Origin of the sequence: Methylobacter sp. BBA5.1 (assembly GCF_000746145.1) — a bacterium.
Lineage (GTDB): Bacteria > Pseudomonadota > Gammaproteobacteria > Methylococcales > Methylomonadaceae > Methylobacter > Methylobacter marinus.
Window position 1 is genome coordinate 1 of the sequence record NZ_JQKS01000037.1, and the last position, 23,582, is coordinate 23,582.

At 54.6% G+C, this 23,582-nt stretch carries 18 protein-coding genes; 15 read left to right on the forward strand and 3 right to left on the reverse strand.

Annotation, left to right across the window (positions count from 1 at the left end):
* Together EK22_RS18530 and EK22_RS18535 are read right to left on the reverse strand one after the other, a co-directional pair.
* Positions 1-1,937, reverse strand: a 1,937-nt coding sequence (locus EK22_RS18530) for an MMPL family transporter (RefSeq protein WP_036253420.1), incomplete at its 3' end; no start/stop codon positions are given.
* Positions 1,938-1,971: 34 nt separating this feature from the next.
* Positions 1,972-4,815, reverse strand: coding sequence for a calcium-translocating P-type ATPase, PMCA-type (locus EK22_RS18535; protein ID WP_235209449.1), 2,844 nt, complete (start codon positions 4,813-4,815; stop codon positions 1,972-1,974).
* 248 nt (positions 4,816-5,063) lie between these two features.
* Between EK22_RS18535 and EK22_RS18540 the strand changes: the two genes are divergently transcribed.
* The 3 genes from EK22_RS18540 to EK22_RS18550 are packed head-to-tail and all read left to right on the forward strand — an operon-like array spanning position 5,064 to position 10,837.
* Entirely contained in the window at positions 5,064-6,350 is a 1,287-nt protein-coding gene (locus EK22_RS18540; RefSeq protein WP_036253457.1) for a TolC family protein, read from the forward strand.
* The gene (locus EK22_RS18545) at positions 6,343-7,707 is read left to right on the forward strand and encodes an efflux RND transporter periplasmic adaptor subunit (RefSeq protein WP_036253423.1); all 1,365 of its coding nucleotides are present in this window, start codon (positions 6,343-6,345) and stop codon (positions 7,705-7,707) included. Before EK22_RS18540 ends, EK22_RS18545 begins: the two co-directional genes overlap by 8 nt.
* Positions 7,700-10,837: an efflux RND transporter permease subunit gene (locus EK22_RS18550; protein ID WP_027146941.1), complete on the forward strand. Its 3,138-nt coding sequence runs from the start codon at positions 7,700-7,702 to the stop codon at positions 10,835-10,837. Before EK22_RS18545 ends, EK22_RS18550 begins: the two co-directional genes overlap by 8 nt.
* A gap of 8 nt (positions 10,838-10,845) precedes the next feature.
* On the opposite strand, the gene EK22_RS18555 is transcribed toward EK22_RS18550, so the two are convergent.
* A complete protein-coding gene (locus tag EK22_RS18555) occupies positions 10,846-12,411 on the reverse strand; it encodes a sigma 54-interacting transcriptional regulator (RefSeq protein ID WP_036253459.1) in 1,566 nt (521 codons plus the stop codon).
* Between the two features lie 168 nt (positions 12,412-12,579).
* Here EK22_RS18555 and EK22_RS18560 point away from each other — a divergent pair, with 168 nt between their 5' ends.
* The 12 genes from EK22_RS18560 to EK22_RS18615 all read left to right on the forward strand — a co-directional run bounded on the left by EK22_RS18560 (position 12,580) and on the right by EK22_RS18615 (position 22,778).
* Positions 12,580-13,233 carry a DUF938 domain-containing protein gene (locus EK22_RS18560; RefSeq protein WP_020157248.1) on the forward strand — a complete coding sequence of 218 codons (654 nt, stop codon included), beginning with the start codon at positions 12,580-12,582 and terminating at the stop codon, positions 13,231-13,233.
* Positions 13,234-13,251: 18 nt separating this feature from the next.
* Positions 13,252-13,824, forward strand: a complete 573-nt coding sequence (locus tag EK22_RS18565; protein WP_020157247.1) for a beta-class carbonic anhydrase — start codon at positions 13,252-13,254, stop codon at positions 13,822-13,824.
* Positions 13,825-14,559, forward strand: coding sequence for an SDR family NAD(P)-dependent oxidoreductase (locus EK22_RS18570; RefSeq protein WP_027146939.1), 735 nt, complete (start codon positions 13,825-13,827; stop codon positions 14,557-14,559). It begins immediately after the preceding gene.
* Between the two features lie 9 nt (positions 14,560-14,568).
* Positions 14,569-15,177, forward strand: a complete 609-nt coding sequence (locus EK22_RS18575) for a DUF1326 domain-containing protein (RefSeq protein WP_020157245.1) — start codon at positions 14,569-14,571, stop codon at positions 15,175-15,177.
* Between the two features lie 4 nt (positions 15,178-15,181).
* Positions 15,182-15,934 (forward strand): DUF2182 domain-containing protein, encoded by a 753-nt coding sequence (locus EK22_RS18580; protein ID WP_081917966.1) that lies wholly within the window; start codon positions 15,182-15,184, stop codon positions 15,932-15,934.
* 445 nt (positions 15,935-16,379) lie between these two features.
* Entirely contained in the window at positions 16,380-16,988 is a 609-nt protein-coding gene (locus EK22_RS18585; RefSeq protein ID WP_036253430.1) for a hypothetical protein, read from the forward strand.
* 483 nt (positions 16,989-17,471) lie between these two features.
* Positions 17,472-17,855 carry a 4a-hydroxytetrahydrobiopterin dehydratase gene (locus EK22_RS18590; RefSeq protein WP_020157241.1) on the forward strand — a complete coding sequence of 128 codons (384 nt, stop codon included), beginning with the start codon at positions 17,472-17,474 and terminating at the stop codon, positions 17,853-17,855.
* Between the two features lie 73 nt (positions 17,856-17,928).
* Positions 17,929-18,135, forward strand: a complete 207-nt coding sequence (locus tag EK22_RS18595; protein ID WP_020157240.1) for a DUF6494 family protein — start codon at positions 17,929-17,931, stop codon at positions 18,133-18,135.
* 307 nt (positions 18,136-18,442) lie between these two features.
* On the forward strand, positions 18,443-19,078 hold the full coding sequence (locus EK22_RS18600) for a DUF6781 family protein (protein WP_036253433.1): 636 nt from the start codon (positions 18,443-18,445) through the stop codon (positions 19,076-19,078).
* Positions 19,079-19,093: 15 nt separating this feature from the next.
* A complete protein-coding gene (locus EK22_RS18605) occupies positions 19,094-20,776 on the forward strand; it encodes an ABC1 kinase family protein (RefSeq protein WP_036253436.1) in 1,683 nt (560 codons plus the stop codon).
* Positions 20,777-20,933: 157 nt separating this feature from the next.
* Positions 20,934-22,253 carry a sulfite oxidase gene (locus EK22_RS18610; RefSeq protein WP_036253439.1) on the forward strand — a complete coding sequence of 440 codons (1,320 nt, stop codon included), beginning with the start codon at positions 20,934-20,936 and terminating at the stop codon, positions 22,251-22,253.
* A 165-nt stretch (positions 22,254-22,418) separates the two neighbouring features.
* On the forward strand, positions 22,419-22,778 hold the full coding sequence (locus EK22_RS18615) for a hypothetical protein (RefSeq protein ID WP_036253441.1): 360 nt from the start codon (positions 22,419-22,421) through the stop codon (positions 22,776-22,778).
* Positions 22,779-23,582: the final 804 nt, after the last annotated feature.

Genomic DNA, 23,582 nt, shown 5'->3' on the forward strand with positions numbered 1-23,582 from the left:
GGCAGGGTATCGAGCAGGCTGAACTGCAATTGCTCCAGCCTTGCCTTTTTTTCCGGCCCGGATTCGGATCGCAGCACGGCCAGCAGCGAGACCAGGTCTTCGCGCAGCCGGCTCAGGTTCGCCGACAGCTCACTGCCCGGCTCGTTCGCCAAATGCCGGTCTATGGCCTGCCGGAATTGTTCCAGCTCTGCCATAGTATCTTCGACGCTGACCTGCCGAGGGGCGGGGAAGGCGGTCAGCTGGAGCCCCATCACTAAAGCCAGATCCTCGATGATGGCCAGCTTGGCGTCCTGATTATCGGGAATATAATCGACAATCGTGATCGCATTCTCGACCGAGTTTAGCCGTGTCAGTTTTTGCGCCATATCGAGCGCCTGGTGTTTGTTATTGGCCAGCACCGTCAGCGTCATCGGCGATGCGTCCTTGGAGGTCAGCAGTTCCCTGAACGTGGCGACCGACTCGGTGTCGGGGGCGCGCAAGTTGATCGGGTTGATGTCGAACCGGGCCTGAGTCAGCAGGGCCAGGCCGGCAAGTGTCAATGTCGCCGCCGTCCATCTGAGCAAAGTCGCATGCCGCATTGGAAAGCGGTAGGCCCAGTCCGGAAACAGACTGTCGGATGTCCCGGGAGGCGCCGGCTTCAGCGGGAATAGCGTCAACAGCGCCGGCAGCGCCGTCAGCGTGATCAGCAGCGAGATAAAGATGCCGACGCCGGCGATGATGCCCAGCTCCGAGACGCCGGTGTAGGCGGTCGGGATGAAGGCAAAGAAGCCCGCCGCCGTCGTAATCGCGCACAAAGCAATGGAAGGGCCGACTTTGCGCACGGCTTCGATCAGCGCCTGTTGCCGGGATAATTGCATCTGTAATAATTCCCGATAGCGCAGGCACAGTTGAATTGCATAATCCACACCGATGCCGATATACAAAACCGCAAAGGCGATGGAAATAATATTCAAATGCCCGATGGCAAGCGCGGCGAAGCCAGTGGTCAGCAGCAATCCCATCACCAGCACGCTGAGCGTGATCAGCGTCAGTCTTATTGAGCGCAGGCCAATCGATAAAGCCAGGAAAACCAGAACAAAGGAAAACAGCGAGGCGATTTCGGCGCTGTAGGTCACCGTGGCCAATTCGTCATGCTCCAGCACGACTTCGCCGGTCAGGCGTATTTGAACGTCGGGGAGCGCGTGCCGGGCCTCCTCAACGATAGCCCGCACCGCTTCCACCGATTTTGCGGCAGGCATCAGTTCGTTGAAATCCAGCTGCGGTTTGATCAGGATGAAGCGCTGGCTGCTTAACAATTCCTGGTCTTCTCCAATCATCATTTGCTGCCAGGACAGCCGATAGGGTTTGCCGTCCAGCACGGCCCGGACCGATGTCCGTATTTCACCAAGCAGGGGGTTCAGGTCGACCGGCAGTTCACGCTCGTCCGTGGTAATGGCCTGTCCGAGAATGGACAGCAGACTCTTCAAAGTGTTGTCCCCGGACAGGGTGCCGACGAAGGGTTGGGCCTCGGCCAGCTTGGCGGCCAGTTCCTCGAGTTCATCCTGCTCTAGGTAAAGCAGGCCATGCCGGTCGAAGAATTCCCCGGCGCCGGGGATATAGACCGATTTTATCTGTTGTTTTTCATTATGGAATTGTGTGTCCAGGTAATTAACCGCGCGAGTGGCTTGTTCCGGCGTTGGGGCGTCGACAACGACCAACATGGCCTGGTCATCCTGGGGAAAAGCCTCGATGAAGCGTTCCCGGTCCTGTTGAAAAGGCAGTTCCTCCGACAGTATTTTGGAGGTATTGGTATCGATGCCCAGATGGCCTATCGTATAGTACAGGCTGACTCCGCAGGCCAGGAGGATCAGCAGAAGCAGCGTTTTAGGGTAGCGCAACAAACGGTTTTCCAGTTGGATCAGAAAGTGGCTGCAAACTTCGGTAACTTTTTTTTTCATGCCGCACCTTTTGTTTTTGTTATCTGAGCAGAATCTAAGCGTTCGGTTTTGGGGGGATGAGTCTTTCGCCGATAGCTTGTAAAAATTTGCGCGCTTCCTCAAGTATCAGCACGGACGAGGCAACGCCGGCCGCGATAAGCCAGTCTGTCGGCGTCAGCGTCGTGGTGCGGAACACCGCCTGCGCCGGCGGCCAGTGTATCACCAGTAATTGCAGCAGCACGACGCCGGAAATGGCCAGCCAGAGCATGCGGTTGGCAAAGAAATGCCGATTGAATGTCGTGATTTTTTCGGCGCGCGCGTTGAACACGTTGAACACCTGGAACAGCACAAAAGTCGTGAACGCCAATGTGGCGGCGTGTTCAGCCTGACCGTTGCGAAGACCGTAGTACAGCACCGCCAGCGTGCCGATCGCCATGGTCAGTCCGTAACTGAACAGATTGCCCAGGCGCCGCCAGGACAGGATGCGCGCCTTGGGATCGCGCGGCGGCTCCATCATGCTGCCCGGCCGCGCGGGATCGATGCCGAGGGCCATGGCCGGCGGCCCGTCCATGATGATGTTGATCCACAGCAGCTGCACGGCCGTGAATGGAATCGGCAATCCCAGCAGCGGGGCGCCGGCCACGGCCAGAATGGCGCCGATATTGGTCGAAAGCTGGAAGCGGATGAATTTGATCATATTGTCGTAAATGCCGCGCCCTTCCTTGACCGCTCTCACGATCGTGGCGAAATTGTCATCGGTCAGCACCATCGTCGCCGCTTCCTTGGCGACATCGGTGCCGGTGATGCCCATGGCGATGCCGATATCGGCGCTTTTCAGGGCCGGCGTATCGTTGACGCCGTCGCCGGTCATCGCGACGATATGGCCGTCGGCCTTCAGGGCTTGGACGATGCGGACTTTCTGTTCCGGCGCCGTGCGCGCGAAAACGGCGAGCGCATCGATGCGCCCGGCCAGCGCCGCATCGTCCAGATCGGCCAGTTCCCGGCCTTCGATGACATCGCCCGCCAGGCCCAGTTCCTGGCCGATGGCATTGGCCGTCACTTTCTGGTCGCCCGTGATCATCTTGACTTCGATGCCGGCTTGCCGGCACAGCGCGATCGCCTCGCGGACTTCAGGCCGGGGCGGGTCCATCAGGCCGATCAGCGCGACAAACGTCAGATCCACCATGTACTCGAACAGGTCGCGGTCCGCCGAAAACCGGTTAGCCGGCAGCGTTCTTTCGGCCACGGCAAGCACGCGCAGGCCGGTGCAGGCCATGGATTTATTGACTGTCAGCAGAGTATCCTTATGGAGCGGAGCGGGCTTGCCATCGGCAGTGAGCATCGTGGTGCACCGGTTCAGCACGATTTCGGGCGCGCCTTTGACGAATACCTTGACGTGATCGCCATCGCGATGGAAGGTTGCCATGAATTTATGTTCGGCGTCGAAGGGCAGTTCGGCCAGACGCGGCAGTTGCTTGCCGGCCCGGCTTTTATCGACGCCGCCCTTGGCGGCCAGCACCAATAAGGCGCCTTCCATCGGGTCGCCGATGACTTGATCGCTGTTCAGGTGGCTGTTATTGCACAGTGCCAGCGGCAGCAACAGCGCCGACAGGTCGCCGGTGTCGCCGGTTTCAGCCGAAATCGTGCCGGTCTGGTCATAGCCTTCGCCGCTGACCCGATAGTTGCGGCCCTGATAATAGACCGACCGCGCCGTCATTTGATTGACGGTCAGCGTGCCGGTTTTATCGGTGCAGATCACGGTCGTGCAGCCCAGCGTCTCGACGGCCGCCAGACGCTTGACGATGGCGCGCTGCCGGGCCAGGCGACGCATGCCCAGCGCCAGCGTGACGGTGACGACCGCCGGCAGACCTTCCGGTATCGCGGCCACGGCCAGCGCGATAGCCGTAAACGCGGTTTCTATGAGTGGTTCGCCGCGCCAGACGGCGCTCGCGAACAGGCCGATGATCACGATCAGGGCGATCAGCGCCAGCCGTTTGCCCAGGCTGTCCAGCTGTATTTGCAGCGGCGTGTCGCCATCCCGGGTTTGGGCGAGCAGCCCCGCCAGCCGGCCGATTTCGGTATCCATGCCGGTGGCGGTCACGACCATTTCGGCGCGGCCGCGGGTGACGGCATTGTTCATGTAAACCATGTTGCTGCGCTCGGCCAGCGGTGAATCGTCGGATAGCGCCTGGGTTTGCTTGGCAACCGGTAGCGATTCGCCGGTCAGGGACGATTCATCGACTTCCAGCGTCTGGGCGGCGATGATGCGGCCGTCGGCCGGGATTTTATCGCCGGCATCGAGAATCACGATATCGCCGGGCACGAGTTGTTCAGTCGGCAGGTTGCTGTTCTGGCCGTCACGGCGGACCTCGGCCTGCAGCGCCAGCATTTTTTTCAGTGCCGCCAGTGATTGTTCGGCCTGATATTCCTGATAGAATCCCAGGCAGGCGTTGATGATGACCACCACCAGAATCACGGCGCCGTCCGAGATATCGCCGACCGCCGCGGCCAGCAGCGCGGCTGCGATCAGCACGACGATCAGAAAACTCTTGAACTGCGATAACAGCAGCCGCCAGGCGGGGCGAGCCGTTTTTTCGGCAAGCTTATTGGGCCCATGATGCTTGAGCCGCTTCGCGGCCTCTGTCCGGCTGAGCCCTTGGGCCTGGATCGAGGCCAGCGCCTGTAGCACCTGTTCAGCGGTCATGCCGTGCCAGGCGGTTGCTTTACTCCCGGTTGCGGCGTGGTCCAGTGCCGCGACTGCCGCCCGACGCCGCCGTCGGCGATAAATAAAAAAACTTGCGGCAGCGAAAATGATGAAAGCAGCGGCCAGGCCCGGGATCAGCATCGGCTGGCGCAATACGTCGTTGAGTAAGGTTATTACTGCATCAGTTGTAATCATTCAGACTCTTGTTGTTTTTGGTCGTGTTGAAGATTTTTAATCAAATATTGGAGGTGGCGGCTTGAGGATCGTTCCTGTGCCGCGCCGGAACTCCAGTCGGGCAGGGCCGCCTTTCCGCGACAGCTTCGGTCCGCACAGGCGGCTATCCTGAAGCCCATGTGCCTGATGGCGTTTTTATACGGCTTGCACAACATCAGTTAAACTAGCCAATCGACTTAACGGAACTATAACATGTGTACGAGGATATCATGCCGTCACCGATCCTATTCAAGCGTCTTGCCTTAGCCGTTTTTCTGCTGGCCGGCGGCGCTGTCGGCGCCGGGGAGTCGCCGGTTTTAACGCTGAAAGCCGCGACTGAACAGGCGGTTCAGGACAACCCCGATCTGGCGCAGATGCAGGCCAGGGCGCAGGCGATGGCGGCCATCCCGTCGCAGGTCGGCACCTTGCCGGACCCGGTCATCAGCTTCAACGCCCTGAATCTTCCGGTCGACACGTTCGACACCCGGCAGGAGCCCATGACCCAGATCCAGGTGGGCATCTCCCAGACCCTCCCGTTTCCGGGCAAACTGACGCTGCGCGAGCAGGCCGCCGCTTTCGAAGCCGCCGCCGCCCTGCAGAATGTCACGGAAGCGCGCTGGTGGCTGCAGAAAAACGTCAAAACGATCTGGTGGGGGATTTTCTATCTGGATCATGCCCTGCAGATTATCGACAGCAACCAGACGCTGCTGCGCCAGTTCATCCAGATCACCCGCACCAAATACGAAGTGGGCGAAGGTTTGCAGCAGGAGGTGCTGCTGGCGCAACTGGAATTGTCAAAGCTGCTGGACCAGCAGATCAAGTTCGAGGGCAGCCGGCGCAATCTTGCCGCTCAGCTCAACGTGCTGCTGGACAGGCCCGCAAATCTTGAGATCATGCTGCCCGACAGCGTGGACGAGAAGCTGCCGGCCATCATGGCCGAAGCCGGTCTTTATCAACGGGCCGAGTCCGCTCGGGCGTTGCTGGAGGCGCAGCGCGAAAACATTAACGCGGCCCAGGCGCGCCTCGATCTGGCCGAGAAAGATTACTTCCCCGATCTGGATGTCGGCGCGGCTTACGGCGCCCGCGACGACACGCTGTCCGGCCAGGAGCGCGCGGACTTTTTGAGCATGCGGCTGAGCGTCAGCGTGCCGGTCTTCCTGGCCGACAAGCAGGCCAAGGCCGTCGATCAGCGCACCAGCGAACTGATGCAGCAAAGGTATGCCCTGCAGGACCAGTGGAATCAGGTGCGCGGCCAGATTTCGCAGGCCCACAGCGACTACCGGCGGGCCAGGGAGCAGAGCGAGCTGTTCAAAACCGGCATCATTCCGCAGGCGCGGCAGACGGTCGCCTCGATGCTGTCCGGGTATCAGGTCAACAAGGTCGATTTTCTCAACCTGCTGCAAAGCCAGATCACGCTGTTCAACTACGAAATGCAGTACTGGAACGCCTTTACCGAAGCGCAGCAGGCTTTAGCGCAATTGACTGCCGTAGTCGGCCAGGAGAATATTTATGAATAGGCGGCTCATCATCGCGGTTTTTCTGGCGCTGGCGTCGGGCCTGGGCATCGGTTACTGGTTGGCCGCCGAAAAGTTTCAGCCGCGGGTCGAGACAACGCCGGCCCCCAGACAACCGTTGTATTACCGAAGCCCGATGGACCCTGCGGTTACGTCCCCAGTCCCCAGGAAAGACCCGATGGGTATGGACTATGTGCCCGTCTATGCCGACCAAGAGCAGGCCGCCGAAACCGCCCCGGGTACCGTCAGAATCGATCCGGTGACCGAACAGAATATCGGCGTGCGCACGGCCGTTGCCGGGAAGGAAACGCTCTCGCACGTTGTACGCGCCGTCGGCCGGGTGGCGTACGACGAAGAGCGCCTGGTGCGGCTGCATCCGAAAACGGAAGGCTGGATCGAGACATTGCGGATCGATAAAACCGGCGAATGGGTCAAAAAGAATGAGGATCTGCTGAGCATTTATTCACCGCAGCTGGTGGCCAGTCAGCAGGAGTATATTCTGGCTCTGAACAATCTCAAGGCGCTGGAGCAAAGTCCGATCGAGGATATCCGGCGCGGCGCCGAGGAATTGGTCAAGAGTTCGCGCGAGCGCCTGAAACTGCTGGATGTCCCCGCGCATCAACTGCATGATCTGACCCGCACGCATGAAATCAAAAAAACGCTGCATATCCATACGCCGGCGGCCGGCATCGTCATGAATATCGGCGTCCGCGAGGGCCAGTATGTGACGCCGGCCACCGAACTCTACATGATCGCCAACCTGTCCACGGTCTGGGTCTATGCCGACATCTACGAATACGAACTCCCGTGGGTCCAGGTCGGCGACCGGGTCGAAATGCGTCTGGCCGGCATTCCCGGCCGCGTCTTCGAGGGGCATCTGGCCTATATCTACCCTTATGCGGAGCCTAAAACGCGGACCATCAAAGTGCGGCTCGCGTTCGATAACCCGGAGTTGCTGTTAAAACCGGACATGTTCGCCGAAGTGACGATTTTTGCCGGCAAAAAAGTCGAGGCGGTGACGATTCCCGCCCAGGCCGTGATCCGCTCCGGCGCCCGCAATCAGGTCTTTGTCGTGCGAGCCCCCGGCAAGTTCGAGCCGCGCACGGTAACGCTGGGGCTCGCATCCAACGGCAAGGTGGCGGTGCTGGAAGGTCTGGAAGCGGGCGAAAAGGTCGTCACTTCCGCGCAATTTCTGCTCGATTCGGAATCCAAGCTGCGCGAAGTCACCACCAAGATGAGAGAGCCTGACGAGCCCGCCGATTTGAGCAGTAAGCCTTTGCCTTTACCGACCCCGCAAAACTCGGGCAATACGGATGGAGAGGCGGAACCTAATCGGCATGAGGGGCACCGGCATGATTAAGGCCTTGATCGACCTGTCGCTGAAAGACCGTTTTATCGTGCTCCTGGGCGCCGTTATTCTGGGCGCGGCGGGCTTGTGGTCTTTTAAAACCATGCCGCTGGATGCGATACCGGACCTGTCCGATGTACAGGTCATCGTCTTTACCAAATATCCGGGGCAGGCGCCGCAAGTGGTCGAGGATCAGGTGACCTATCCGCTGACGACGGCCATGCTGGCGGTTCCGAAGGCCAGCGTCGTCCGCGGCTATTCCTTTTTCGGCCTGTCTTTCGTTTATATCATTTTCGAGGACGGCACCGACATCTATTGGGCTCGCTCGCGCGTGCTGGAATATCTCAATTACGCCAGCGACCGTCTGCCCCAGGGCGTCAGTCCGGCATTGGGGCCCGATGCCACGGGCGTCGGCTGGGTATTCGAGTACGCGCTGGTCGATACAACCGGCGAGCGCGATCTGGCCCAGTTGCGCTCGATCCAGGACTGGTATCTGCGTTACCCGCTGCAAACCGTGCCCGGCGTGGCCGAAGTCGCTTCCGTCGGCGGTTACGTCAAGCAGTACCAGATCGAAGTCGATCCGAATGCTCTGCTCGCCTACGGCATCCCGCTGGCCAAGGTCAGGCAGGCCATTCAGCGCTCCAACAACGATGTCGGCGGCCGCCTGATCGAAATGGCCGAAACCGAGTATATGGTGAGGGGGCTGGGCTACATCCGTGACATCGACGACATCAACGGCATACCGCTGGGCGTCGATGCCAACGGTACGCCGGTTCGTCTGGAAGACGTGGCCCATGTCCATATCGGTCCCGAACTGCGCCGGGGCCTGGTGGAACTGGACGGCGAAGGCGAGACCGCCGGCGGCGTCGTGATCATGCGTTTCGGCGAGAACGCCAGGGCGACCATCGAAGGGGTCAGGGCTAAACTGGCGGAACTGGCCAAGGGGTTGCCGGAAGGCGTCGAAATCGTGCCGGTCTATGACCGCGGCGATCTGATCGAGCGCGCCGTCGATACGCTGTACACGGCGCTGACCCAGGAACTGGTCATCGTCTGCGTCATGGTGGCCCTGTTCCTGCTGCATCTGCGCTCGTCGCTGGTTATCGTCATCACGTTGCCGTTAGGGATCCTGATCGCCTTTATCGTCATGCGGCTGCAGGGGCTTAACGCCAACATCATGTCGCTGGGCGGCATTGCCATCGCCATCGGCGACATGGTCGACGGCGCTATCGTCATGGTCGAGAACGCCCACAAGCATCTGGCCGAGGCCGCGGAAAAGAAACAGGCCGAACTGACCCGGCAGGAGCGCTGGCAGGCCATCGCCAACGCCTCGAAAGAAGTGGGGCCGGCGCTGTTTTTTTCGCTGCTGGTCATCACCGTTTCGTTCATTCCTATTTTTGCGATGCAGGCACAGGAAGGCCGCCTGTTCAGCCCCCTCGCTTATACCAAGTCCTATGCGATGGCCGCGGCGGCGCTGCTCACGATCACGGTCGTGCCGGTTCTGATGGGCTATTTCATCCGTGGCAGAATCATTCCCGAGCACAAGAATCCGGCCAGCCGCTTTCTGCACTTTATTCATGCGCCGGTCTTAAGAATGGCCATGCGCTGGCGCTTTGTGACCTTGCTGATCGCCGTCATCTTGCTGGCATCGACAGCCTATCCACTGGCGAAAACCGGCAGCGAGTTCATGCCGCCGCTCGATGAAGGCGACATCCTGTACATGCCGAGCGCATTCCCCGGCATCTCCATCACCAAGGCCAGGGAACTGCTGCAGCAGACCGACAAGATTCTGAAAACCTTTCCCGAGGTTCAGCATGTCTTCGGCAAGGTCGGCCGGGCCGATACGGCGACCGATCCGGCGCCGTTGTCGATGCTGGAAACCATCGTCCGCCTCAAGCCGAGAGCGCAGTGGCCCGATCCCGGCAAGACCACCCGGCAATTGATGGCCGAAATGGACGAGGCGATCCGCTTCCCGGGCATCGCCAATGCCTGGACCATGCCGATCAAGACCCGCATCGACATGCTGTCGACCGGCATTAAAACGCCGGTCGGCATCAAGGTGTCCGGACCGGATCTGAATGAACTGCAAAGGTTGGCCAGGGCCATCGAGCAGGCGATGAAAACGCTGCCGGAGACCCTGTCGGCCTTCGGCGATCGCGCCGTCGGCGGCTATTATCTCGATTTCGACATCAACCGGGATGCCGCCGCCCGCTACGGGCTCACGGTCGGCGACGTGCAGGACGTCATCCAGACCGCCATCGGCGGCATGAACGTGACCGAAACCGTGGAAGGCCTGGAGCGCTATCCGGTCAACCTGCGCTATCCGCGCGAGCTGCGGGACAACCTCGAAAGCCTGAGGCGGGTCCTGATCCCAGCCCCGACCGGCGCGCAGATACCGCTGGCCCTGGTGGCCGACCTTAATTTGCGGCGCGGGCCGCCCGTCATCAAGAGCGAAAACGCCCGGCCCAACGCCTGGATTTATGTCGACATCAACACGGCCGACATCGGCGGCTTCGTCGCCAAGGCGCAGAAGACGCTGGCGCAGCAGGTCGAGATTCCTGCCGGCTACACGGTCAGCTGGTCGGGGCAGTTTGAATACATGGAGCGGGCGGCACAGCGGCTGCGGATCGTGGTGCCGCTGACGCTGCTGCTGATTTTTTTGCTGCTGTATTTCACGTTCCGGAATTTCGTCGAGCCGGTCATCGTCATGTTGACGATTCCTTTTGGTTTGATCGGCGGCATCTGGGTGATTTACGGGTACGGCTTCAACCTGTCGGTCGCGGTCTATGTCGGCTTTATCGCGCTGGCCGGCACGGCCGCCGAAACCGGGGTCATGGTCCTGAATTTTATCGACATCGAAATCGCCAGGCTGCGCGAGCAAAAGCAGGCCGCGTTAACAGCGCCGGAAATCAGGGAAGCCGTCGAAGCGGCCACCTCCCTGCGCGTGCGCCCGGTGGCCATTACCGCCTTCACGACCATGCTGGGACTGGTGCCGATCATGTGGGCCACCGGCACCGGGGCCGATGTGACCCAGCGCATCGCCGCGCCGGTACTGGGCGGCATGGTGACCGTGCTGATGCTGAGTCTTTTGGTGTTTCCGGTGATTTACAGTCTGGTGCTGCAGGTTCAGGAAAGGCGCAGGTAATGATCGGGTTACGGCGACGGGCTTCGGTATTCGGCCGGGTTGAAAGCGTATTTTTTCAGCTTGCCGTAGACGGCGCGCGGCGTGACGCCCATGCTCTCGGCAATTTTATTGACATCGCCCCGGTGGGCTTTTAGTGCCGTTTTCAGATAGGCCTGCTCGACTCGGACCAGGGCGCTTTCCTTGATGTCCTTCCATTCGTCGGCGACGTTTACCGTGGTCGGGAGTTCCAAATCCAGGTCGGTAATTTCTTCGCTCTGGGTAAACAATAGGCTGCGTTCGAGGATGTTTTCCAGTTCGCGGACATTGCCCGGCCAGGGGTAGGCGCGTATTTTCTGCATGACTTCGCGGCTGACCGATTGGACTTGTTTGTTGTATTTCTTGTTCAGGCGCTGGATGATCAGGTGAACCAGGTAAGGCAGATCTTCGGGGCGTTCGGCCAGGGGCGGAATGCTGAGTCGGACTACATTAATACGGTAGTACAGGTCATGACGGAACAGCCCCTGCTTGACCTGCTCTTCCAGATCCTGGTTGGTCGCCGAGATGATGCGCAGATCGACCGGCAGGGTCTGCTTGCCGCCGACCCGTTCCAGTTCGCCCTCCTGAATCACGCGCAGCAGGCGGGTTTGCGCGGCCGGCGACAGGGAATCGACTTCATCGAGAAATAGCGTGCCGCCTTCGGCGCGCTCGAAATACCCTTGATGCACTTCGATGGCGCCGGTAAACGCGCCTTTTTCATGCCCGAACAGCGCGCTTTCAAGCAGGCTTTCCGGGATGGCGCCGCAGTTGATCGGAATAAACGGTTTCCGGCAGCGCTCGCTCATCGCGTGGATGGCGCGCGCGATCAATTCCTTGCCGACGCCGGTTTGGCCCTGGATCAGTACCGTCGCCAATGTGGGCGCAACCACTTCTATGGATTGCAGAACTTTCTGCATGGTGGGCGACTTGGCGACAATGGCCGGCGGCTGGTGCTTTTTGGCGGGCGGCTTGGCTTGCTTGCGCCAGATCTGCTGCATGCTTTCCTCGATGCGTTCCTGCAGGTTATCGATATCCTGCTTTTCCTTGACCGGCGTCGTGTCGGTGTATTCGATGCCGGGGCGGTCCTTGCCGGCTTCGCGGTTGGTGTAAACGCAAACTTCGCAACAGCCATGGTTGCGGGCGATGCTCTTTTTGATCTCGACCTTGGCGTAACCGAAGTTTCTGGCCGCGATACCGCCGAATACGCTTGAGGTCATGCCGCATAATTCCGGGAAATTGGTCACGCGGTCGCCGAAGGGGCAGCTGGAGTTGGTCACCGTAATACACGACTGATTACTCGAAGCCAGCGAAAATTTACCGCCGATATTGTTTTTAAGCCCCAGAATGAGTTCGGTATAGCTTTCTCTATCGAGCATGCCGCTTTTGTTGGTGTCGCTACGATAGGTTTCTTCAAAAAAACAACCGGCCGTTTTGGCGATGTGTTCGATTAATTGCTCGCAGTGCTTTTGCCCCTGTTGCTCGCTGGCATGCATCAATTCAAGAATAAAAGTCTGGAGGAAGAAAACGGGCGTTAAATCGGAAAGAGAGTTATTGCTCATGACTGCTTTGTGAAATTGATTTTCACTCATTGAAGCATGGCTTCTCAATTGATGTAAAGTAAAAAATCAAGTCTTTGTTTTTTAAGTAAAATATTATTTAAATTTGCTGGCATGTAGTTTGCTGATTATTGAATCGCACCTTAACAATAACCAATTGAGAGTTTAACGATGAATCAACAAAGACCCCCCTTGGATCCGCATCCTTTAAGTGAATATGTTGCCTGGGCCGGCAGCCGTAACCGCGAACCGCTTTTGGGCGTATTGAAAGAAAAACTCCCTAAAGGCCCTGGCCGCGTACTGGAGATGGCCAGCGGCAGCGGTATGCATATCAATTATTTTGCGCCGCATTTCGAGCATTTGCATTTTCATCCGTCCGATAAGGATCAAAGCGTTTTCGACAACATCAAACAGTTGTCGGTCGATCACAGCAACGACAATATTGCCGATCCGGTGCATCTGGACTTAACCGATCCGCAGACCTGGTTTAATCCTGGCAGTCCGGGATCGTTCTCGGCCATTTTCTGCATCAATATTTTTCAGGTCGCGCCGATTTCAATAGCCGACGGCATGATGGAATGCGCCTCTTATCTGCTCGATGATACCGGTATTCTGCTGATCTACGGACCTTTCCAGATGGAAGGAAAGTTCACGACCGATTCCAACAGGGAGTTCCACGACACTTTAAGTTCCGCCGGCGTCTCGGAATGGGGTCTTAAGGATGTGGCCGATCTGAAAAAAGCGGCCGAAAAGCATGGCCTGGAATTAAAAGAACAGATCGACATGCCGGCCAATAATTTCTCGTTGATATTCGGCAGAAAATAACCAAGGGGAGGAGTTTCCATGAGCAAAATATTGAATGAAGTGCTTGCCGCGAATCACGATTATGCGGCAGGATTCGATAAAGGCGATTTGCCGATGCCGCCCGGCCGGCATTTCGCCATCCTGACCTGCATGGATGCGCGCCTGGACCCGGCCAAATATGCCGGTCTGTCCGAAGGTGACGCGCATGTGATCCGCAATGCCGGCGGCAGGGCCAGTGATGATGCCATCCGCTCGCTGGTGATTTCCTATAAATTGCTGGGCACGCGCGAATGGTTTGTTATTCATCATACCGACTGCGGCATGGAGACCTTTAACGACGAAATCATGCGCGATCTGCTGAGCAGCAGCCTGAAGACGGCTTCTGTCGATGAAAGCGGCTGGCACGATTGCTGCGAGGGGCCGGGCTCGGCGGAAGGCAAGTACATCGACTGGCTGACGATTAAGGACCAGGCACAAAGCGTGCTCGAAGATGTCATACGTATCAAGTCGCATCCCCTGGTGCCGTCCGATATTCCGGTTTACGGTTATATTTATGACGTCAAATCAGGGAAATTAATCGAAGTGCCTGAGGCAACCGAAGCGGGAAAGTAAATAGTGCAGCCATGTTCAGCCGTTATTATTGGTGTTGGTCCAGAGCAAGGACTAGGCGCGACGCTCGCCAAGTATTTTGCTTTAAAAGGTTTGCACGTCTTCATCGCCGGCCGCAGCGAAGATAAACTGCAGCGGGTTGCTGACGTGATTCGGCAAAAAGGCGGCGCGGTCACCTCTGTGATTGCCGATGCCACTGTCGAGCGCGATGTCGCGCATTTGTTCAAGATGGTGGAATTGGGCGGTTTTCAGGTCGAGATTGCCGCCTATAACGTCGACAGTAATATTCCGGCACCGTTGCTTGAAACCGAGGAGAAGACCTTCGCCGTGCTCTGGGAGCAAAATTGCCTGGGGGCGTTCCTGTTCGGCAAAGCCGCCGTGAATGCCATGAAGGAGCGGCATCAAGGCACGCTGTTTTTTACCGGCGCGACTGCCTCGTTGCGGGCCAAACCGCCTTTTACGGCATTTGCCAGCGCCAAGGCCGGATTAAGAGCCTTGGCACAGGGCATGGCACGGGAATTCTCGCCACAGGGCATCCATGTCGTGCATGCCGTGATCGACGGCGTGATCGACGGTGACCGCGCCCGGCAGCAATTTCCGGATTACGTCAAGGCCAAAGGCAGGGATGGTCTGCTGAAACTGAGTGCGATAGCCCGGACCTACTGGGCTATCCATAAGCAGCATCCGAGCGCATGGACGCATGAACTGGATCTGCGCCCGTTCAAAGAACCGTTTTAGGAGAGTGTTATGCCGCAAACAAAGAACTGGTCCTTGCAAGGCGATTATTTCGAAACCTGTAACTGCGAAACGTCCTGTCCCTGCGTCTGGCTGCAACCGCCCACCGAGGGCGATTGCAAGCTGCTGGTGGCCTGGCATATCGACCAGGGGCAGCTGGACGGGCAATCGCTGGACGGCCTGAATGTCGCGCTGGCCTGCTACGCGCCGGGGCTGATGATAGACGGCGGCTGGCAGGCGGCTTTGTATGTCGATGAGCGCGCCAGCGACAGTCAGTCCGATGCGATCGTGCAGATATTCAGCGGCCAGCAGGGCGGCCATCCGGCTGTGCTGATGAGCTTTGTCGGCGAGGTGCTGGGCGTCAAGAAGGTTAAAATCGATTATCAGGGGCAGGGCATCAGCCGGCAGTTGACCATTCCCGGCATCGCCCAGGCCGAGATAGAAAGTATTGCGGGCATATCCGGCGGTCCGGCCACGATCAACAATCCGCCGTTGTGCGTGGTGACCAGCCATCCATCCATTGTCAGCCGGTCCAAACAGTATCGCTATCAGGATTATGACAAGGACTGGACGTTTTCCGGGCGCAATGGCTATTTCTCGGCATTTACCTACACGCCTTAATAATTTGTTTTTTAGAGCACAAATATCTGTTCTGGCCGTTGTACTGGCGGTGATTGTTGCGGCCTGGGGCTGGCTCTTCTATCAGCATTGGCAGATGGTCTCATCGCCGATGTCGCAGATGTGGATGCCGCCGTCGGAAATGGCGGCCTGGCGTTTTATCGACTTCGCGCTGGTTTACAGCATGTGGGCGGTCATGATGGCGGCCATGATGCTGCCGTCCGCTATCCCCATGATCATGGCTTTTCATCGCGTCTGCCAACAGCGCACAAAAGCGCCGCATCGGCTCGGTTATCTGTTTGTCCTGGCCTATCTGTTGGTCTGGTTTCTGTTCAGCAGCGTGCTGACGCTGTTGCAATGGCAGTTTCACGGCTGGTCCTGGTTGACGCCGATGATGGACAATCAGAGCACCGTATTGGCGGTCGGTGTGTTGTTTCTGGCCGGCATTTATCAGTTCATGCCGGCTAAAAACGCCTGCCTGACGCACTGCAAGTCTCCGATGGGGTTCCTGCTCAATGAATGGCGCGAAGGGGCTTCAGGCGCGCTGATCATGGGGTTCAGGCATGGGGCGACCTGTCTTGGCTGTTGTTGGGCGCAGATGTTGATCATGTTTGCCGTCGGGGTGATGAATCTGCCCGCCATGGCGCTGATCACCCTGCTGGTTATTGTCGAGAAATGGCTGCCTGTCGAGTCGGGCATCATCTGTAAAGCGGGTGGCGTCGTTTTTTTGCTCTGGGGCGCATTGTTGTGGGGGCTTTAAGGCCGGATCATGATCCGTCGCCTGACGGAACAAAAAATCAGGCCTGCAGTCTACGCATGGACAGCGGGCTGTGCTGATTAATGTTTGGGGAGCTTAATGTCGGTGACTGCCACGGATTGCTTAATGGCAGGCCAGCTTGGACTGTTGGCGACCGGCATGGGCCGGACATCGAACTGAAAATTCAAGATGTCGACAGCCAGTTTTGATATTGGCGGCCAGGCCGCTAATGGAAGCAATCGCAATCCGGTTCTTTTGTCATGAGTAACCAGGCGGAAAGCGAACAGGCTTTTCGCGATTATCGTGATGGCACGCTTACAACGCTCTAAAACGTCGGCCTTTTATCTGAGGCTGTTTAGCGCAATCTTTCTCTTATCTTAAGAGTCCCTTAAAGCTTATAATATGGCAAGCTTACGTCCCAGCCGTAACCATCGCGAAAGGAGTATTTATGAAGGCAAGCGTAAAATCTTTAACAGGTATGCTATTTATTCTGCTGGCGGCGTGTTCCACCCAGGAAGTCAAACAGGGGGCAGATGTCGGGATGCCTGCAACCACCGAGACGCCAGCCGTGCCTGAAGATGCTCCGGACATGTCAGGGCAGAATCCGCCGCTTACCATCAATAAAGGCGATGAAACCCTAAAGCTGGTCAGAATCATGGATGGCGGCGTCTGTAAAAATGATTTTCAAGGCGCTAAAGGGGTGTTTCTGGTTTATGCGGACGCCGACGATATAGAGCGTATCAAGAGAGAGAAAGGTTCTGAGGTCTTCGCCGAATTCGAAAATAAAATACAAGCATTCTCAATTGATGCCCTGCAGGAGGCCGTTGAGGCCACTAATCTTGCCGAAGATCCGTTTTCCCTTGGAGAGGATGAGGCACAGCAGAAGCTGGCCAAGCAGTTGAGTAAGAATTTCCGTAATGCCGTAGCGGCAGCTATTGACGCATTTCAAAATGAAACGACTTTAACCGTTGATGTCGTTCCATTCCCACCATCCCTTATTTTTTATCAGAATGGCTGTGAAGCCGCTCATCTCGAGCCGGAAACGGAAGGTCAATGAGATAAAGAAGAATCGACACCTCAATTGATCATCCCGATATCAGGCTGTCAGTCTGGCTTTATTTAACGTTCGGTTTGTTATACGCTTTCATCTTGTTTCTCTGGTAAGGAGAAGCGATTGACAGGTCGAATTTTGGTATGTTTTAGGGATGAAGAAAATTCTTTGATCAGGAAAAGTATTATTAAAATACTCAGACTGATGAAGAAATTGATGAATATTATCAACTTATTAAACATAAAGCCTTCCTTTTCATTGCTTAAAAGTAGGGTTAACTTAATTTTTTGCTTACGTTATCCTCGGATAGGCCGGTATTGTTTCTGATAGAACAGTATGGCGCAATTGGACTGATTACCTAGGTTATTGTTAGTGCAACAAAATCATGTAAAAACATTCTAACTCGTTTTATGGTTCATGTGCTTCGATAACTTGACTGCCGGTTTACTGAGAACTCTAAATTAATAATCAAATACGAGGTAAGCTGTTATGGGCTGGAGAGAACGCAAACAACAAGAAACTTATTCCGATGCCGATGTTGAAGAGCGGCTGAAAGAAGAACTGCCGCACTGGTATCTTGAAAAAGGTTGGATTCGCCGCAAATATAAAACCAGCGGCTGGAAATCGACGTTAATGGTTGTGAACACTATCGGGCATCTGGCAGAGGCGGCTTTTCACCATCCCGATCTCACCGTTTCCTATGCTTTTGTCATCGTTAAGTTGATGAATCATGAAGCCAAGGGCATTACCGATAAAGATTTTGAACTGGCTAAAAAAATCGAGGAGGTGATCTGCTGGCAGCCCGGTAAGGAGGGCGGCGCTTTGCCAGGGACCCCCGATGATCCGCGCTTCAAATACATTAAATACGATTGAACGTCTGACTGCGGCCGGGTAACCTGTCAGTTAAAGTAGAATAATTTCGCAGTTTGATCCACTGGAGGTCGAAATGAATGAAGATACTTTGAATATGGAAGTCAGAAAATACCTCAAAAAAGTCGGCGTGACATCGCAGCGAGAAATCGAGCACGCCGTTGCGCAAGCGATTGAATCGGGGAAACTGAATGGTTCAGAAACGCTCGATGTCTCGATGACGCTTGATATCCCTTCTATAAACCTGAATTACAACATTAAGGGAGAGATCGATCTGGAGTAGTTGTGTTATTCTCTCTGTTGCTCTAAAGAAAAGGTAGGGCCAGCATGCTATTAGTCAGTCAATTGATTTATGACGGGTAAATTTGCAGGTGCGAATTCATTTATGCTCTATGGGTACTTGTGCCCTTGAGGGTATTCGCACTTTATGAATTCTAAGGAGTGCACAAGTAACCCGTGCCATACTTTTTTACTCGTCAGAACAAGGTCGACTTAAGCACCAGGGACGCGTATCAGCATGAATCCTATCGTGACTTTTTTATATAAAATATAGAGGGTCTTTTGTTTACGCAGGCGTTTGGAGAACGGCTATGACTGAATTAAACCGGCAACAAGATGTACAAGAAGCAGTTCGGGACGCGGTGGACTCGGGTTCCGATATTTATCTGCGAGTCAAGGATATTACCTTGAAAGCTCTGACGGAACGGCGGCTGGATATGGAAAATATCAGCAATGTGGCTGACGCTGTCAGCAAAGGTATCGGCGAGGGGATGGGAAGTCAGGGCGAATATTCCAAAGAGGCTTTTACGCAGGCGGTATCGGCCTTGGATGATGCTCTGGCGACGGCTGCGGAAGCATCAAAACTGGCTATCCAGGAGGCGGCTTCCAAGGTCAGTGATTATTCCCAACATGATTTTAACAAGGCTGCTGACGATATACAGCAGCTAGAAGAGCTGTTTCTGGGTACGGTCAAGAAAATTGCCAAGGACAGCAATCAAATCATTGCGGATATCGTCAATGACTTTACTACGCATGCGCGGCAAAGCGGGACGGCGGTTGGTCAGCAGGCTTCAATCGCTATGGACGCGCTGAAAGGCCTGCCGCGGATTAGCAAGGACACGCTTATATCAAGTACGGTGGCGGCAACTTCCGCATTAGCTGAAATAGGCAGCGGAATTTTATCAGGCATTGCTGAAAGCCTGCGTTCATCTCAGGCTAAAAAATAATCGCCGGCCAATAAAATGCTGTGGCAGATGCTAAACGCGGCCAGGGATCTGGGGCGGGCCCAGGAAATAGCGACCATATTGATCCGTTACGGCTTTGGCGGTTTTGTGCGCGTCCTGGGGATGGGGCAGGCGCTCGAGCGGGCGGGAAAAGTGTTGCATTGGAAGCACGTGGAGGAATACGTGAGGCTCGATACGCCGCAACGCGTTCGGCGCGTCCTAGAGGATTTGGGGCCCACATATATCAAACTAGGGCAAATTCTGGCGACTCGAGTAGACGTGTTTCCACCGCCCTATATCGCCGAATTTGAAAAACTTCAGGATCAGGCGCCTCCTCTGCCGTTTGAAGAACTACTTCCCCAGATTGAAGAGGATATCGGCGGCCGCATCGATGAGGTTTTTGCGTATGTTGACAGACAACCGCTGGCCGCCGCATCAGTTGCCCAGGTTCATAAAGCCGTGCTCAAGGACGGCACTCAGGTTATTTTGAAGGTCCGGCGTCCCGGCCTGCGTAAAATTATTGAAGCGGATTTGCGGCTTTTACAACGCATTGTGGATATTGCCGAATCCGAAGAACCGGAGCTTCGACGTTTTCATCCGCGAAATATACTGCGTCAATTTAATCAATCATTGCGCCGAGAACTCGATCTCGCCAGTGAGGGCCGGAATTCGGAACAGGTCGCTCTCAATTTAAGCGGCGATCTTAATATCAAAATTCCCAAGGTCTATTGGGAATGGACGTGCGAAAGACTGAATGTTCAGGAATACATTGAAGGCGTGCAAGGCAGAGACCTGGAATCGGTCGAACGAGCAGGGTTGGACAGAAAACTGCTGGCTGATCGCGGCGCCAAGGCAGTCATGCAAATGATCATGGAAGATGGTTTTTTTCATGCTGATCCGCATCCGGGCAACGTATTTTATCTGCATGATAATAAACTGGCGTTCATCGATTTCGGCATGATCGGCCGCCTGACTGAAGAGCGTCGGGAGCAGGTCGTCAGTTTGCTGTACGGCATGGTCAACCATGCCCCTGCCAGGGTAGTTGAAATCCTGGAAGACTGGTCGGACAATCCTACCGTAGATGAACAAGCGCTTACCGTGGAGATAGAAGCCTTTGTCGATCAATACAGTTCGCTCACGGTCAAGGATTTGAGTCTGACGGACATGATGGGCGATCTGATGGCCTTGCTGAGGGATCACAATCTGATTCTGCCCGCGGATCTGGCTCTGCTGATCAAGGCTTATATTACCCTGGATGGCCTCGGCAGGCATCTTAACCCCGACTTCAACACCCTGGTCTTTGCGGCGCCTTATCTTGAGGAAATCATGATGGAACGCTACAGGCCGGAAGCCATTGCCAGGCGTGGCTGGCGTAATCTGGTCAGTGTCGCCGATATAATTTCCAACTTGCCGAAGGATATGCGCAAATTGCTGCATGCTTCGCGCAAAGGCGCTTTTCAGATCGATATCGACGTCAGGCATCTCGAATACTACGCCAACAAAACCGATAATGCCATGAGCCGGCTCACCATGGGCATCATAACCGCCGCGCTTATTATTGGTTCATCCATTATCACGACGATAGAAAGAGGGCCTTATATCTTCGGGGTGCCGGCTTTCGCTTTTCTTGGCTTTACGCTTGCAACCCTGGGATTTGTCTGGGTACTGCTTTCTATGTGGCAAAGTGGTCATAAACGCTGATGACTTCTTGTAATAGCAAAGGTTGTAAGTATTAGAACTTATAGTTCTCTAGCTAATTTGAGATGATAATGATTACTTTAGCCTTGATTTTTAAGGCTGATAAGACTAGATCCATGGATTAGCTTCCTCCTTCATTAAGAGATTAGAGGGATTTATCATGAAGAACAAAAGCATCCTGAGAGGTATTCATGAGCTATATAGAGACAATCCTGAGAAAGCAGATCAGCTCATTTGGGGCAGGGAAGTCGAGCCGGTTTCCCGGCGAGGGTTTTTAAAGAAAAGCGGGTTATGGGCGATGAGCGCTGCACTGGGCGCCCATATCCCTTTTGCCGACAATATGCCTGGCGGGTTGATACCAGCCGCTTTTGCAGATACCGATGAATCTTTCCATATTCCTGGTAAGCATCCCGGCCTGATTGTGGTGAATGACAGGCCCGTCAGTGCGGAAACACCAGCCCACCTATTGGATGATTTAATTACCCCGGCTGATAAATTATTTATCCGCAACAATGGTATTCCGCCTGAAAACATTGATCCCGCCGCCTGGATGCTGCGCATCGAAGGCGAATCCATCGAATCCCATGCCCAGTTCAGCCTTGAAGAGCTGAAACGGAAATTTAAACATTATACGTACCAATTAACGATCGAATGCGCCGGTAATGGCAGGAGTGAATTTAATCCGCCAGTTCCCGAGGGGCAATGGACGGTTGGGGCGGTAGGTTGTCCTGAATGGACCGGCGTGCGTCTTCGGGATGTGCTGGAATCGTTAGGCATTAAAGATGACGCGGTTTATATAGGCTATTACGGGCGTGATACGCATATCAGCGGCAAATCCAGTCTTGATTCTATTTCCAGAGGCGTACCGATGAGCAAGGCGCTTGAAGATGAAACGCTGATTGCATGGGCCATGAATGGTGCGGATATGCCGGCCATGAACGGTCACCCGTTAAGATTGGTCTGCGGAGGCTGGCCTGCTTCCACGTCGGGAAAATGGCTCAGTAAAATTGTCGTGCGCAATAAAATCCACGATGGCGCCAAAATGACCGGGCTTTCTTATAAGGTGCCTTGCCACCCTGTTGAGCCGGGAAGCAATGTTAAGGATGAGGATATGTGTATTATCGAGTCCATGCCGGTTAAATCGCTGATTACCTATCCAAAAACCGGGGCGATGATCAAGGCTGGACAGAAGTTGTCACTGCGTGGCCATGCTTGGGCGGGAGATTTGAGTGTATCGGCTGTGGATATTTCCAATGATTTCGGTGCGACCTGGCAGCGTTGTAAGCTGCGGCAGCCTAAAAACCGTTTGGCCTGGCAGCATTGGCAGGCGGAGCTGGATTTTCCCGGCCCCGGTTATTACGAGGTCTGGGTCAGGGCGACCGACAGTGCCGGAAAAATGCAGCCCATGGTGGTGCCGGGCTGGAATCCGAAAGGTTACCTCAATAATGCCTGCCACCGAATTGCCGTTAAAGTAACCTAGTACGCAGTCAGCCTTGTTCTGACGAGTAAAAAGTTGCAGAGCATTCATGGTGTACGAATAGTGCGAATACCCTCAAGGGCACAAGTACCCATAGGGCGTAAATGAATTCGCACCTACAATTTAACCGCCAAAATTAAATTGACTGAATACGAGTCAGGAACTGTCATGAGTTTATCTGTTAGGGTTATGATTTTTGTCTTGTCGCTATTATTCGCTCAGCAGCTGGTATCGCGACCTAATATAGACGCTAAGACGGGTTTGATTATTGATCAGGGATATCTCAAGGTAAAATCCGAGTGCACTGTTTGTCATTCAGCAAAATTGATCATACAAAACAGGGCAACCCGAGAAGGTTGGTTGAAAACGATTCGATGGATGCAAGATACGCAAGGCTTGCATCAACTGACTGCGGAAACCGAAGAAGAAATACTGACATATTTAGCGAAAAATTATCCTTCTGAGCACAAAGGACGTCGTGCAAATCTGATTGTTGAGAACTGGTATTGGTTAAATCAAGAACAATAGTTCTTAACTCCATAGCCGGCTTTGTTGTTTAATGCCGTTCCCCATTAATAATTCCAATTTCGTCAGGAAATTATTCCCAATATCTGCTCCAACGAAATGGACGTCAATTTCATTAAAAGATGGCAATAAAATAATATTGTAAGCTTTGATCTGCAATAAAGTAAAAACATAAGTTTTTAATATTTATGAAATATTAAGTAATTACTATCGATAAGTTAGGCTTGCTTTTATTATCAGGCATTGCCTGTCAAGAGGGTGTGAAAACCCTTTTTTTATTTTTACATCAAAAGCTTAAATAAATATTAAGCATCTTGTTGTTTTAATCGAATATTTAGATCATTCCGGAACTAAATAAGAAGATACTAAATTATCTTGTTTTTCAATGCACTTAAGTGGTTATGAAGAGCTTCGGAAAGCGGGGTTCGAGAAAGAGTTTCTTTGTTTTATTGTTATTTTTATATTATTTATCAAATAGTTATTGGTTGTTTGTGTATTTTGTAGGGATGGGATAACCATTGCGTACTGACGTGGCCGCTTTTTCTGAACTTGAAAGCGAGGCTGAATTTAGCGGGTCGGCTATGCGGATATAAAGAAATTATCTACTACGAGGTCGAGAAATGATCAGTATTAATCGATGCGCATAATTTCAAATGACACAACCGCGTTACTCAACGGTTTGAGCTAAATATAGCCTGTTTCAGTATTTGAAAAAAACTGGATTTATACTGTCATCGATTGTCAATAAAGCTTCAACAGAAGTTAATTTAGCAATACTTAAATTTTAAGTGTTTTTTAAGATTTCAT